Genomic DNA, 12727 nt, shown 5'->3' with positions numbered 1-12727 from the left:
TGTCGGTGGTGGCTGGCACCATGACTTCACCATGCAAACGATCAGCGTCCCGACGGCCCGGAAGACCTTCCTGGCCGCACAGGGCTTCACCGACCCGCGTCCCTCCGGCGAGCCGTCCCGGCGGCACCTGAAACGCGTGCTTTCGCGAGTCCAGCTGCTGCAGCTGGACTCGGTGAACGTCGCGGTACGGGCGCACTACATGCCGGTCTTCTCCCGGCTGGGCGCGTACGAGCCCGCGCTGCTGGATGCGGCGGCGTGGTCGCATTCGGCGCGTCGGCCGCGGCTGATGGTGGAGACGTGGGCGCACGAGGCGAGCCTGCTGCCCATCGAAGACTGGCCGCTGATCCGCTCGGGTGCGAAGCGGGACGGCTGGTGGCGGCACTACGGCCCGCTGATCGAGAAGTCGCCGGGGCTGGTCGACGAAATCCTTTCGGTGGTCAAGGAACTCGGCCCGATCGGCGCGGGCGGCATCGAGCGCGAGGTCGAGGCGGACGCGCAGCGGCGGGGTCCCGGCTCGTGGTGGGAGCGCTCGGAGGTCAAGCGGGTCTGCGAGTACCTGTTCGGCATCGGCCAGCTGACCACGGGCACGCGCCGGTCGTTCGAGCGGCTGTACGACCTGACCGAACGGGTGGTCCCGCCGGACGTCCTGGCGCGCACGGTCTCGGCGGAGGAGGGCGCTCGCGGCCTGATCGAGCGGTCGGCGCGCGCACTGGGCGTCGCGACGGAGACCGACCTGCGCGACTACTACCGCCTCGGCCCGGCCCCGGCCCGCCAGGCGGTGGCGGAGCTCGTCGAATCCGGTGTCCTGGAGCCGGTTTCGGTCCGCGGCTGGAAGGCGGTGGCGTACCGGCACGCCGAAGCCCGCACGCCGCGTTCGGTGACCGGCCGGGCGCTGCTGTGCCCGTTCGACCCGCTGATCTGGGAACGCGCCCGCACCGAGCGGCTCTTCGGGTTCCACTACCGGATCGAGATCTACGTCCCGGAGCCGAAGCGCGTGTACGGCTACTACGTGTTCCCGTTCCTGCTGGACGGCGAACTGGTCGCGCGGGTGGACCTGAAGTCCGATCGCGCGGCGGGCGTCCTACGGGTCCACGGCGCCTTCGCCGAAGTTGGCGCGGACAAAGCACGTGTGCTCCCGGAACTGGCGGGGGAGCTGCGGCACATGGCGGAGTGGCTCGGCCTGTCCGGCGTGGCGGTGGGCACCCGCGGCGACCTTGCCAAGCCGCTGGCGAAATTGGTGCGCTGACGCCTAGATGAGGGAACTGATCCCGGTGAGGATGAGGTCGACGCCCGCCAGGAACTGCTCCCGGTCGTCGTGGTCGCGCACTTCGGCGGCGACCTCCCGCATGAACGGGTACTCCTCGGCGTCGAGTCCCGCCCAAGCGGCCGAGACGGCGTCGAGGAACTCGCTGCGGTCTTTGCCGCTCGTCACGACGCGCGCGTTCGCGGCGTTCTGGCCGGCGGCGCCGAGGACGTAGTGCACCAGCGCCGAGGTCGCCGTGAACCAGCTGCCCTTCGGGACGCCCAGGTCGCGGACGTGCCGCCCGATGCTCTCGAAGATCTTCGGTGTCACCGGGCCCGACGGGCCGCGCGACAGCTGCGCCGAGAGCTGCGGTGCGAGCCACGGGTGGTCCTCGATCGCGTCGAAGAGGCCGAGCGCGACGGCGCGGACCTCGTCCCGGGGTGACCCCGCCGGACGCTCGACAGCCAACGCGCCCGCGACCACCGCGCCGGTCGCGGCGTCGAGCAGCTCACCCTTGTTCGCGACGTGCCAGTAGATCGCCCCGGGGCCGGTGGCGAGGCGCTCGGTCAGCGCCCGGAACGTCAAGCCGCTCTCGCCGTCGGCGTCGAGGAGCTCGACCGCCGTCCCGATGATCTGCGCCCGCGAGAGGGCCACTGCGCGCCGCTGTGCCATGCCTCATCTTGACATGTTTGGAATGCCGTTCCAATAATGGAACAACATTCCAACGAGAGGAGTCGCCATGTCCGATCCCGTGGTGATCGTCGGCGCCGGGCTCGGTGGCCTCACGCTCGCGCGCGTCCTGCACGTCCACGACGTCCCGGTCACGGTCTACGAAGCGGAGAGCTCGCCTTCGGCGCGTACGCAGGGCGGGATGCTCGACATCCACGAACACAACGGCCAGCTCGCGCTCGAGGCGGCCGGCCTGACCGACGGCTTCCGCGCCCTGATCGTCGAAGGCGCCGAAGCGACGCGTGTGCTGGACCGGACGGGGAAGGTCCTGCTCGACGAGCCGGACGACGGCACCGGCAGCCGGCCCGAGGTCCAGCGCGGCGCGCTGCGCCGGCTCCTGCTGGACTCGCTGCCCGCGGGCACCGTCCGCTGGGGCCACAAGGTCACCGGCGCCCGCTCGCTGGGCGACGGGCGCCACGAGCTGACGTTCGCCGACGGCACGACGGCGGTCACCGGACTGCTGGTCGGCGCGGACGGCGCGTGGTCCCGCGTCCGCCCGCTGGTGTCCGGCGCGGTCCCGGACTACGTTGGCACGTCGTTCGTCGAGACGTTCCTGTTCGACGCCGACACCCGCCACCCGGCGACCGCGAAGGCGGCCGGGGGAGGAGCGCTGTTCGTCCCGGAGCCGGGCAAGGGCATCCAGGCCCACCGCGAAGCCGGCGGCACGCTCCACACGTACGTTGTGCTGTCCAAGCCGCTGGACTGGTTCACCGACTTCACCGACGAGGGGGCGGCCAGGGCACAGGTCGCGGGCGAGTTCGACGACTGGGCGCCGGAACTGACGGCCTTGATCACCGACGGCGAGACCCTGCCGGTGCTGCGCCCGATCACCACCCTGCCGCCCGGCCACCGCTGGCCCCGCACGCCGGGCGTGACGCTCCTGGGCGACGCGGCCCACCTGTCGGTGCCGAACGGCGAAGGCGCCAACCTCGCGATGCAGGATGCCGCCGAACTGGGCCGCGCGATCGCCGCCCACCCGGGCGACCCGGAGGCCGCCCTGGCCGAATACGAGGCGGCGCTGTTCCCGCGCAGCGCGGCAGAAGCGGCGGAGGCGGTGCGCGACTTCGAGCTGTGCTTCGGCGAGAAGACGCCGCACAGCCTCGTCGACCTGCTGACCGGACAGGCCTGAGCGTCCACAATGGACCCAGGCTGGACGCAAGACGGGCCGTTCCCGGCACCCCCGCCGGGAACGGCCCGTCTCCCCCTTACTCAGCCGGCCGCGCGCGTCACCACGGCGTTGCCGGAGCCCGTCCGGGCTCGCACCCGCAACTTCACTTCACCCTCGGGCGCCGCCTCGAGCACGTCCAGCTCGCTGGAAACCCGGCCCCCGCTGGAAGTCAGGTCGATCTCGGCCGCGGTCCCGCCGCGGATCCCGACCCGCACCTCGCCCGACCCCGTGATCAGGTCCAGCGACCCCGACGCCGCGTCCGCGACCGACAGGTCACCGCTGCCGGTGCGGGCCATCACCTCGCCCGAAACCGCGCCCAGCCAGACGTTGCCCGTGCCCGTCGCGAGCGTCGCCGAGCCCGCCACCGAGGACGCCTCGACGCTGCCGCTGCCGCTGCGGAGCTGGAGCCCGGCCAGCGTCGGGCCGAGGGTGATGGCGCCGCTGCCGGTGCGGATCGTGGCCGAGCCGTCCGCGCGGTCGAGCTTGACCTCGCCCGAGCCCGTCAGCAGGTCGACGCGGCCCGCCGAACCGGTCACCGTCACGTCCGCCGCGCCCGCGCGCACCTCCACGTGCGAGCCGGCCGGCGCGTGCACCTTCACCGCCAGCGCCACGTTCCGCAGCTGCCACGCCTTTGGCGCCTGGACGACCAGGCGGTTGCCGAGCTTCTCGATCCGGCTCTGCCGCACCGCTTCGGCGGGCGAGGCCGCCGGGTCGACGCCCAGCTGGTCGCCGAAGCGCTCGCCGACCCACGACAGCAGGTTGTTCACCCCCGCCACCCACGGCTGCTGCTCGCCCTGGTCGTGCCGAAGTTCCACCCGCGCGCCGGAGTCCCCTTCCAGGACCACCTCGACGCGGCCGATCGTCACGCTGACGTCGAGCTCCAGCGGGACCTCGGTCTCGAAGTCGTCGATCCGCACCAGCTCGTCGGCCGGTCTCGTCTGCTCTTCACTCATTTTTCGGCCCCCTCAGCCTTCGACCCAGCCGTGCAGGCGCGACCCGGAGCGGTCGTCCTTGCCGTGGTGCTGCTTGTGCGCGCCGCCGAGCGCGCCCTGCACCGCCTGGGAAACGAACGTGTTCAGCGAGACGCCCTGCGCCGCCGCGGCGCGCTCGGCCTGGCCCTTGATCTGCTCGACCAGGCGCAGCGTGATGCGGCTGATGTCGCCGCCGTCGATCGGCGGCGGTGGCGGCGTGGTGTCACGTGGTGTCGCGCGTGACGTCGGCTCCTCGGCGGCGCCGGTGACGACCACGCGGACGTCGCGCCCGTCGAGCCGCACGTCGACGACCTGGCCCGGCAAGGCGGCCGTGACCTCGGCGGCGAGGTCGGCGAGGGTGTTCATCAGCGTCAGGCGGACGGCGGGTTCGAGTGCGGAGGACAGCAGTGCGGCCGCTCGCCGGGTCTGCTCGTCCCCGGCGGCAGCCGTGTTCGCGAGGTCCTCGCGAAGGTTGGCGATGTACGGCGTCAGGTCCATGACACCACTATGACGTCATCGGTGGTGTCAGTCAAGGAAGCGGATAGGCTGCCGGGGGAGTCGTGGACAAGGAGTGCTGACGTGACCGAAACCGTGTCACCCAGGGTGCAGCTGATCGCGAAAACGGAGTTCTTCCCGCCCGAGGACGTCCCGTGGTCGACCGACGCCGACGGCGGCGAGGCGCTGGCCGAGTTCGCCGGCCGGGCCTGCTACCAGTCGTGGCAGAAGCCGAACCCCGCCACCGCGACCAACGCCGGCTACCTCGAGCACATCATGGACGTCGGGCACCTGTCGGTGCTGGAGCACGGCACGGTCACCTTCTACATCACCGGCATCTCGCGGTCGCTGACGCACGAGCTGATCCGCCACCGCCACTTCTCCTACTCCCAGCTCTCGCAGCGCTACGTCCCCGAGCGCGCCGCGGCCGTCGTCGAACCGGACGTGATCGCGAACGACCCGGTCCTGCACGAGAAGTTCCTCGCCGCGACGCAGGCGAGCGTCGACGCCTACACCGAGCTGCTCGCCGGCCTGGAGGAGAAGTTCGCCGACGTCCCGAGCGCGACGCTGCGCCGCAAGCAGGCCCGCCAGGCCGCGCGGGCCGTGCTGCCGAACGCGACCGAGACGCGCATCGTCGTCACCGGCAACTACCGGGCCTGGCGCCACTTCGTCGCCATGCGCGCGACCGAGCACGCCGACGTCGAGATCCGCGAACTGGCCGTCGAATGCCTGCGCCAGCTGCAGAAAGCCGCCGCGAACGTCTTCGCGGACTTCACGATCTCGACGCTGCCGGACGGCACCGAGATCGCCACGAGCCCGAAGGTGTTCGAAGGCTGATGAAACGACTCGCGATCGATGTCCAGCCCGGTGAGTACGCCGTCGTCCGGCTGCCCGCGGACGCCCCGGTGCCCGCCGAGCTGCTGGAGCCCGGCGAAGCCTTCGTCTCGGTGACCCGCACCCCCGGAGAGCTGTCGGTGATCTGCCCGGCCGGCCGCGAGCCCGGCGGCAGCACGGCGGCGGAGGACGGCTGGCGGCTCCTGTCCGTGCGCGGCCCGCTGGAGTTCACGCTGACCGGCATCATCGCCGCGCTGGCTTCGGAGCTGGCCGCGGCCGGCGTGGCGCTGTTCTCGATGTCGACGTTCGACACCGACCACATCCTCGTGCGCGCCGCCGACCTCGACCACGCGGTGAAGGCACTGCGCGAATCCGGCCACGAAGTCGCCTTGACCTGACTTTTCGGCGGGTGGTCGCGGGGTAACCCCGGCGTGACGGTGGGCACCGTCACCCTTGAAATCGAAAGTTCGGCGCGCCTAAACTTCGATTTGGGGTCCCCGACATCCGGTTGAGAGGCAGACGCCATGGCAGTGAGCGAGGCCGTGCGGCCGAGACTGGCCTCCCGCCTGCGCACGGGATCGGCCCTGCTCGGGCCGGCGTTCGTCGCCGCGATCGCGTACGTCGACCCCGGGAACGTCGCCTCCAACATCAGCGCCGGCGCCCGCTACGGCTACCTGCTGGTCTGGGTGATCGTCGCGGCGAACCTGATGGCCGTGCTGGTGCAGTACCTGTCGGCGAAGCTGGGGCTGGTCAGCGGGATGTCGCTGCCGGAGGCGCTGCGCGCCCGGCTGCCCCGGTCCGCGCGGCTGGCCTACTGGGCGCAGGCCGAGATCGTCGCCATCGCCACCGACCTGGCCGAGGTGGTCGGCGGGGCGATCGCCCTCAACCTGCTGTTCGACCTGCCCCTCATCGCCGGCGGCCTGATCACCGGCGCGGTTTCGCTGACCCTGCTGGCGGTCCAGGACCGCGGCGGCCAGCGGACGTTCGAGCGGGTCGTCACCGGCCTGCTGCTGGTCATCGCCGTCGGCTTCCTGGCGAGCCTGTTCGTCGAACCGCCGTCGGCGGCGGACACCCTCGGCGGCCTGGTCCCGAAGTTCGACGGCGCGGGCAGCGTCCTGATCGCGGCGGCGATGCTCGGCGCCACGGTCATGCCGCACGCGGTCTACCTGCACTCCGGCCTGGTCCGCGACCGCCACGGGCTGCCCGACGTCACGACCCGCCGCCGTCTCCTGCGCGCCACCCGCGCCGACGTCGGCCTGGCGATGCTCCTGGCCGGCGCGGTGAACCTCGGCATGCTCCTGCTGGCCGCGACGAACCTCCAGGGCCAGGAGGGCGTGGACAGCATCGAAGGCGCGCACACCGCGGTCGCCGGGGCACTCGGCCCCGGCATCGCGCTGCTGTTCGCGATCGGCCTGCTGGCCTCGGGTCTCGCGTCGACGTCGGTCGGCGCGTACGCGGGGGCGATGATCATGCAGGGCCTGCTGCACAAGCGGGTCCCGCTGGTCCTGCGCCGGCTCGTCACGCTGACCCCGGCGATCGTGGTGCTGGCGCTGGGCGCCGACCCGAGCGCCGCGCTGGTCGTGTCCCAGGTGGTGCTGTCGTTCGGGATCCCGTTCGCCCTGGTGCCGCTGATTCGCCTGACGGCCGACCGCACGCTCATGGGCGAGGACGCGAACCACCGCCTGACCACGGTGGCGGCGTGCGTGATCGCGGCGATCATCATCGCCTTGAACCTGGTCCTGATCTACCTGACCTTCCGAGGCTGACCATGGCCGGCGAGTACGGCCTGAACGCCGAATGCGGGGAACGCGAGAACCACGCCAGGGACCTCGCCCGGCACTTCGACGGCCGGCCCACGAGGGTCTACACCGACGGCGCCGGCTGGTGGTGCGGAGTGGCGCCCGAAGCGGTGCCCGGCGACCCGGCGGCCATGTCCGCGGCCGGGCGCCGGCTGTACTGGCTGCTGCGGACCGCGCCGCCGGTCTACCGCTACGCCCTCGCCGGGCCCGCGACGGCCGGCTTCCGCACCTACACCGAGCTGATGGCCGAGCGCGACCTGACGGTGTTCCCCGGGCTCGTGGTCCGCGAAGACATCTGGGCGGCCACCGGCGGGCGCGCCGAATTCAGCGGCTTCGCGCCCGGCTACCGCTGGCTCCCCTACCCGGGCGAGCCGCGCGAATTACCCGGAACCCCGCACGCTCCCGAGCGGTCCGACTAGCATCTGCGCGACCGCCGCCAAAAGGAGCACCGTGACCGACGAACAGACCCGGCCGTACCCACCCCAGGCGCCCGTCACGCCTGGTCAGCGGGTCGTCGCCGGCCGCTACCTCCTCCTCGGTGAACTCGGCCGCGGTGGCATGGGTGTCGTGTGGCGGGCGCAGGACCAGGTCATCGGGCGGCAGGTCGCCGTCAAGGAGCTGCGGCTGCCCGACGCCGAGTCCGCCGCCGTGTTCTCCGAGCGCGCGCTGCGCGAGGTGCGCACCGGCGGGCGGCTCAACGACCCGGCGGTCGTCACGGTCTACGACGTCGTCACCGACGGCGGCACCACCTTCATCGTGATGGAGCTCGTCGAAGCGCCGAGCCTCGCCGACCTGGTGCGGCAGCGGGGCCCGATGCCCGCCGCGCAGGCCGCGCGGCTGGGGGAGCGGGTGCTCGCCGCGCTGCAGGCCGCGCACGCCGCCGGCATCGTGCACCGCGACGTGAAGCCGGCCAACATCCTGGTCGCGCCGGACGGCCGGGTGAAGCTGACCGACTTCGGCATCGCCCACGCCATCGACGACCCGCGGCTGACCACCAGCGGCATGATCGTCGGCTCGCCCGCGTTCATGGCGCCCGAGCGCGTCGAAGGCCGCGAAGCGCTGCCCGCGTCCGACCTGTGGTCCCTCGGCGCGACGCTGTTCTACGCCGTCGAAGGCTCGATGCCGTTCGAGCGCGCGACCACCGCCGCGACGCTGCACGCGATCATGACCGAGATCCCGTACCTGACCCGCGGCCAGGGCCCGATCGCCGCGGCCATCCTCGGCCTGCTCGTCGCCAACCCGGACGCGCGGCTCTCCGCGGCGCAGGCGCAGAACCTCCTGGCCACGGCGCAGGGCGTGCGCCCGACGCCGCCGAACGGCACCGCGATGCTGGGCGCCCCGGCGACGATGACGGCCGCGAAGCCGGAGCCGAAGCGGAACCTCCGCGCGCTGTGGCTCTCGCTCGCCGCGCTGCTCGTCGTCGTCGCGCTGGTCGGCGGGTTCTTCGCGGGCAAGGCCTACGAGACGCCCGCCGTCGACCAGCAGAAGCAGCCGACCATGACGTTCGGGCTCAACGGCCAGCTCCGCACGGCCATCGGCGGCTACTACCGGTGCTTCAACACCCCGGTGCAGGACGGCTCGATCATCAGCGACGACGACAACAAGACCGACTGCGACAAGAGCCACACGCTGGAGGTCTACGAGATCGGCCACGTCCTGTCGATCGAGAACTGGAACTCCGACGACGCCAAGGTCGCCGCCTACCCGGGGCAGGCCGCGGTGACGGCGAGCGCCGAGGCCGCGTGCGCGACCGCGTTCCGGTCGTCGATCGTGCCCGAGGCGAAGCGGCAGGACCTCACCTACCGCGCGCTCGTGCCGACCCAGGCGGCCTGGGAGAGTTCGCCCGCCAAGAGCGGCGAAGACCCCACCCGCGAGTTCTACTGCCTGCTCGCCAAGTCCGACGGCGGGCCGATCACCGCGCCGATCGTGACCAAGGTCAAGTAGAAGTTCCGCGACGAGCGGCCACCCCCGGGAAATCCTCCGCACTTCGCCGAGGGGGCCAGGTCGGCGCGGTTTTCGTCAGGGGGACGGGGTACCGTCTGGGCATGTCCAACCCACCTACCGCAGCGCCCGGACGGCCGTTCGGGCGCGTGCTCACCGCGATGGCCACCCCCTTCGACGCCGACGGGGCGCTGGACCTCAAGCGGGCGCAGGAGCTGGCCGAGCACCTCGTGGAGCTGGGGAACGACGGCCTCGTCGTCAACGGCACGACCGGCGAGAGCCCGACCACGACCGACGACGAGAAGCAGCAGCTGATCCGCGCCGTGATCGAGGCCGTCGGCGACCGCGCGACCGTCGTGGCCGGCGCGGGCACCAACAACACGGCGCACAGCATCGAGCAGGCGAAGCAGGCCGAAGCGGCCGGCGCGCACGGCCTCCTCGTCGTCACCCCGTACTACTCGCGGCCGAGCCAGGCCGGGCTGTACGCGCACTTCACCACCGTCGCCGACAGCAGCGGGCTGCCGGTGATGCTCTACGACATCCCGCCGCGCTCGGTCGTCCCGATCGAGGTCGACACGCTGCTGCGGCTGGCCGAGCACCCGCGGATCGTCGCGGTCAAGGACGCCAAGGGCGACCTCATCGCCGGCTCCGAGGTCATCGCGAACACCCACCTCGCGTACTACTCCGGCGACGACGGCCTGAACCTGCCGTGGATCTCCGTCGGCGGCACCGGCGTGGTGAGTGTGATCGGTCACGTCGTCGCGGGCCGGATCCGCGCGATGATCGACGCCTACGAGAACGGCGACACCTCCACCGCGCGCACCAACCACCGCGCGATGCTGCCGGTGCTGCGCGCGATGTCGCGGGTCGGCGGGGTCGCGTTCAGCAAGGCGGCGCTGCGCCTGCGCGGGTTCGACATCGGCCACCCGCGGCTCCCGATCGCCCCGGCCACCGACGAGCAGGTGGCCGCGATCGCCGCCGATCTTGCGCAAGGCGGCGTGCCCCTGGGCGACACGGCGGCCCAGGACTGGCATGGTGAGCGGGTGGCACAAGCAGACTCGCGGGCCGCCTACGTGGCGCCGACCTCGCACACCAGCGTTGGGACCCTGCCTCGGTGAGCTCACTTCCCCCAGGTCCAGGCCCCACGAACGCCCCGCCCAAGCTTCCCGAAGGGGCCCTGCGCGTCGTCGCGCTGGGCGGCATCGGCGAGGTCGGGCGCAACATGACCGTCTTCGAATTCGGCGGCCGGCTGCTCATCGTCGACTGCGGGGTGCTCTTCCCCGAGGACGACCAGCCCGGCGTCGACCTGATCCTGCCCGACTTCCGCGCGATCGAGGACCGCCTCGACGACATCGACGGACTGGTGCTCACCCACGGGCACGAGGACCACATCGGTGCCGTCCCGTTCCTCCTGCGCCTGCGGCCGGACCTGCCGATCTACGGCTCGCGGTTCACCAACGCGCTGCTCGCGGCCAAGGCCAAGGAGCACCGGCAGCGGCCGAAGCTGATCGAGGTCCGCGAGGGGGAGCGCCGCGACGTCGGCGTGTTCAACCTCGAGTTCTTCGCGGTCAACCACTCCATCCCGGACGCGCTGGCCGTGGCCATCCGCACCCCGGCGGGCGTGGTGCTGCACACCGGCGACATCAAGCTCGACCAGCTCCCGCTGGACGGGCGCCTCACCGACCTGGCCGGCTTCTCCCGGCTCGGCGACGAGGGCGTCGACCTGTTCTGCGTCGACTCGACCAACGCCGAGGTGCCCGGGTTCGTCATGCCCGAGCGCGACATCGGCCCGGTGCTCGACGACGTCATCCGCCGCGTGGACCAGCGCGTGATCGTGGCCTGCTTCGCCAGCCACGTCCACCGCGTCCAGCAGGTCCTGGACGCCGCCCACCGGCACGGCCGCCGGATCGCGTTCGTCGGCCGTTCGATGGTCCGCAACATGGGGATCGCCGCCGACCTGGGCCTGCTCAACGTGCCCGACGGCCTGCTGGTCGACCTCGACCAGGCGAGCAACCTCCCGGAGAGCAAGGTCCTGTTTGTCTCGACCGGGTCCCAGGGCGAGCCGCTCTCGGCCCTGTCGAGGATGGCGCGCGGCGAGCACCGCCAGATCTCCATCCGCGCGGGCGACACGGTCGTGCTGGCCAGCTCGATGATCCCGGGCAACGAGACCGCGGTGTTCGGCGTGGTCAACGGCCTGACCCGGCTCGGAGCGAACGTCGTCCACCAGGGCAACGCGAAGGTGCACGTCTCCGGCCACGCGTCGGCGGGCGAGCTGCTCTACCTGTACAACGCCGTGCGCCCGAGCAACGTGATGCCGGTCCACGGCGAGTGGAAGCACCTGCGCGCGAACGGCGAGCTGGCCATCCGCACCGGCGTGGCGGCGGAGAACGTCGTCATCGCCGAGGACGGCGTGGTCGTCGACCTGGTCGACGGCAAGGCGTCCCGCACCGGCCGCGTCGAGGTGGGCCACGTGTACGTCGACGGCCTGTCGGTCGGCGACGTCGGCGAGTCGACGCTGTCGGACCGCCTGGTCCTCGGCGAGGGCGGGTTCATCGCGATCAACGTCGCGGTCGACTCGAACACGGGCCGCGCGGTCAGCAGCCCGACGGTCGCCGGCCGCGGCTTCTCGGACGACCCGAAGGCCCTCGACGCGGTCGTGCCGCTGGTGGAGATGGAGCTGGCGCGCACCGAGGCCGAAGGCATCACCGACACCCACCGGATCGCCCAGGCGGTCCGCCGCGTGGTGGGCCGCTGGGTGGCGGACACCTACCGTCGGCGCCCGATGATCGTCCCGACGGTCATCCCGGTCTGAGTTTTTCGCTTCGTGAAGGCCACCTCGGATCCTCGAGGCGGCCTTCACGCGTTTCAGCGCGCTTTGGTGAGCAGCAGCGCGAGGGCCACGACGACGCTCTGGCGGAGGAGCGCGCGGCGGGCCCGGCGCTGTTCGGCACGTGTCGGCTTCATGGGCACCAGTGTTTCGGCTGCCGACGGCCGGGACATCCCGCTGCGGGACGGGCCGGGTCCCTCCCAGGGATGAGGTTGCCCCTAGGGGCTGTTACGCCGTCTGGACCACGAGATGCCGCTTTGCCGCGGGATAACCTTGATCCCCACCTCGCCTCGCGCAGAGAGGCCGCGCCGATGGGACGTCACTCGCCGGATGGCCGACGCCGGCTGCTGGTGCCCGTGCTCGCGACCGGGCTCGTGGTCGTGCTCGGGGCCGCTGCCTGGGTGACCGTGTCGGTCGTCAACCGGAAGGCCGCGTGCGAGCAGCCCGTGAACGTCCTGGTGACCGCGTCCGCGGACATCGCGCCCGCGTTGACGATCGTCGCGCGGGGGCTGGACCTCCCGTGCGGCGCGGTCGAGGTCCAGACCAGGGAGGCGACGCAGGCCGCCGAGCGGCTCGCGCTGTCCGATGGCAGCCCGCGCCCGCAGGTGTGGGTGCCCGATTCCACGCTCGCCCTGCGCCGGGCGCACCAGCTCGGGGCCGCCGACGTGCCCGAAACCGGGGCGTCGGTCGCCAGCTCGCCGGTGGTGCTCGGCGTCGCCG

12 protein-coding genes and 1 pseudogene are annotated in these 12727 nt (G+C 72.3%); 10 read left to right on the top strand and 3 right to left on the bottom strand.

From position 1 onward, the window contains the following. Positions 1-31: 31 nt before the first annotated feature. Positions 32-1246, top strand: a complete 1215-nt coding sequence (locus tag G3I65_RS17530) for a winged helix-turn-helix domain-containing protein (RefSeq protein WP_160697058.1) — start codon at positions 32-34, stop codon at positions 1244-1246. 3 nt (positions 1247-1249) lie between these two features. Here G3I65_RS17530 and G3I65_RS17525 read toward each other — a convergent pair whose 3' ends face one another. After that, a complete protein-coding gene (locus G3I65_RS17525; RefSeq protein WP_160697057.1) occupies positions 1250-1915 on the bottom strand; it encodes a TetR/AcrR family transcriptional regulator in 666 nt (221 codons plus the stop codon). 67 nt (positions 1916-1982) lie between these two features. On the opposite strand from G3I65_RS17525, the gene G3I65_RS17520 reads away from it, so the two are divergent. Continuing rightward, positions 1983-3101 carry an NAD(P)/FAD-dependent oxidoreductase gene (locus G3I65_RS17520; protein ID WP_160697056.1) on the top strand — a complete coding sequence of 373 codons (1119 nt, stop codon included), beginning with the start codon at positions 1983-1985 and terminating at the stop codon, positions 3099-3101. Between the two features lie 80 nt (positions 3102-3181). Here G3I65_RS17520 and G3I65_RS17515 read toward each other — a convergent pair whose 3' ends face one another. Both G3I65_RS17515 and G3I65_RS17510 read right to left on the bottom strand, forming a co-directional pair. Next, positions 3182-4093, bottom strand: a complete 912-nt coding sequence (locus tag G3I65_RS17515) for a DUF4097 family beta strand repeat-containing protein (protein WP_160697055.1) — start codon at positions 4091-4093, stop codon at positions 3182-3184. Between the two features lie 12 nt (positions 4094-4105). After that, positions 4106-4609 carry a toxin-antitoxin system HicB family antitoxin gene (locus tag G3I65_RS17510; protein WP_160697054.1) on the bottom strand — a complete coding sequence of 168 codons (504 nt, stop codon included), beginning with the start codon at positions 4607-4609 and terminating at the stop codon, positions 4106-4108. 81 nt (positions 4610-4690) lie between these two features. Here G3I65_RS17510 and thyX point away from each other — a divergent pair, with 81 nt between their 5' ends. The 8 genes and pseudogenes from thyX to G3I65_RS17470 all read left to right on the top strand — a co-directional run. Continuing rightward, positions 4691-5443, top strand: coding sequence for an FAD-dependent thymidylate synthase (gene thyX / locus G3I65_RS17505; RefSeq protein WP_125314564.1), 753 nt, complete (start codon positions 4691-4693; stop codon positions 5441-5443). Then, on the top strand, positions 5443-5838 hold the full coding sequence (locus G3I65_RS17500; protein ID WP_160697053.1) for an ACT domain-containing protein: 396 nt from the start codon (positions 5443-5445) through the stop codon (positions 5836-5838). Before thyX ends, G3I65_RS17500 begins: the two co-directional genes overlap by 1 nt. 126 nt (positions 5839-5964) lie before the next feature. After that, the gene (locus G3I65_RS17495) at positions 5965-7206 is read left to right on the top strand and encodes an Nramp family divalent metal transporter (protein WP_163046707.1); all 1242 of its coding nucleotides are present in this window, start codon (positions 5965-5967) and stop codon (positions 7204-7206) included. 2 nt (positions 7207-7208) lie between these two features. Continuing rightward, positions 7209-7658 carry a hypothetical protein gene (locus G3I65_RS17490; RefSeq protein WP_160697052.1) on the top strand — a complete coding sequence of 150 codons (450 nt, stop codon included), beginning with the start codon at positions 7209-7211 and terminating at the stop codon, positions 7656-7658. Between the two features lie 31 nt (positions 7659-7689). Then, positions 7690-9183: a serine/threonine-protein kinase gene (locus G3I65_RS17485; RefSeq protein WP_160697051.1), complete on the top strand. Its 1494-nt coding sequence runs from the start codon at positions 7690-7692 to the stop codon at positions 9181-9183. Between the two features lie 101 nt (positions 9184-9284). Further along, positions 9285-10298, top strand: coding sequence for a 4-hydroxy-tetrahydrodipicolinate synthase (gene dapA, locus G3I65_RS17480; RefSeq protein WP_160697050.1), 1014 nt, complete (start codon positions 9285-9287; stop codon positions 10296-10298). After that, positions 10295-11992 carry a ribonuclease J gene (locus tag G3I65_RS17475; protein WP_163046706.1) on the top strand — a complete coding sequence of 566 codons (1698 nt, stop codon included), beginning with the start codon at positions 10295-10297 and terminating at the stop codon, positions 11990-11992. The genes dapA and G3I65_RS17475 overlap by 4 nt, the downstream gene beginning before the upstream one ends. A 326-nt stretch (positions 11993-12318) precedes the next feature. Continuing rightward, positions 12319-12727, top strand: a pseudogene (locus G3I65_RS17470) (substrate-binding domain-containing protein); the annotation flags it as partial.

It is taken from the genome of Amycolatopsis sp. SID8362 (genome assembly GCF_010550475.1).
In the GTDB taxonomy this organism is placed as follows: domain Bacteria; phylum Actinomycetota; class Actinomycetes; order Mycobacteriales; family Pseudonocardiaceae; genus Amycolatopsis; species Amycolatopsis eburnea.
The sequence above is the reverse complement of the archived record's forward strand: the minus strand, read 5'-3'. Positions and strand labels throughout refer to the sequence as shown.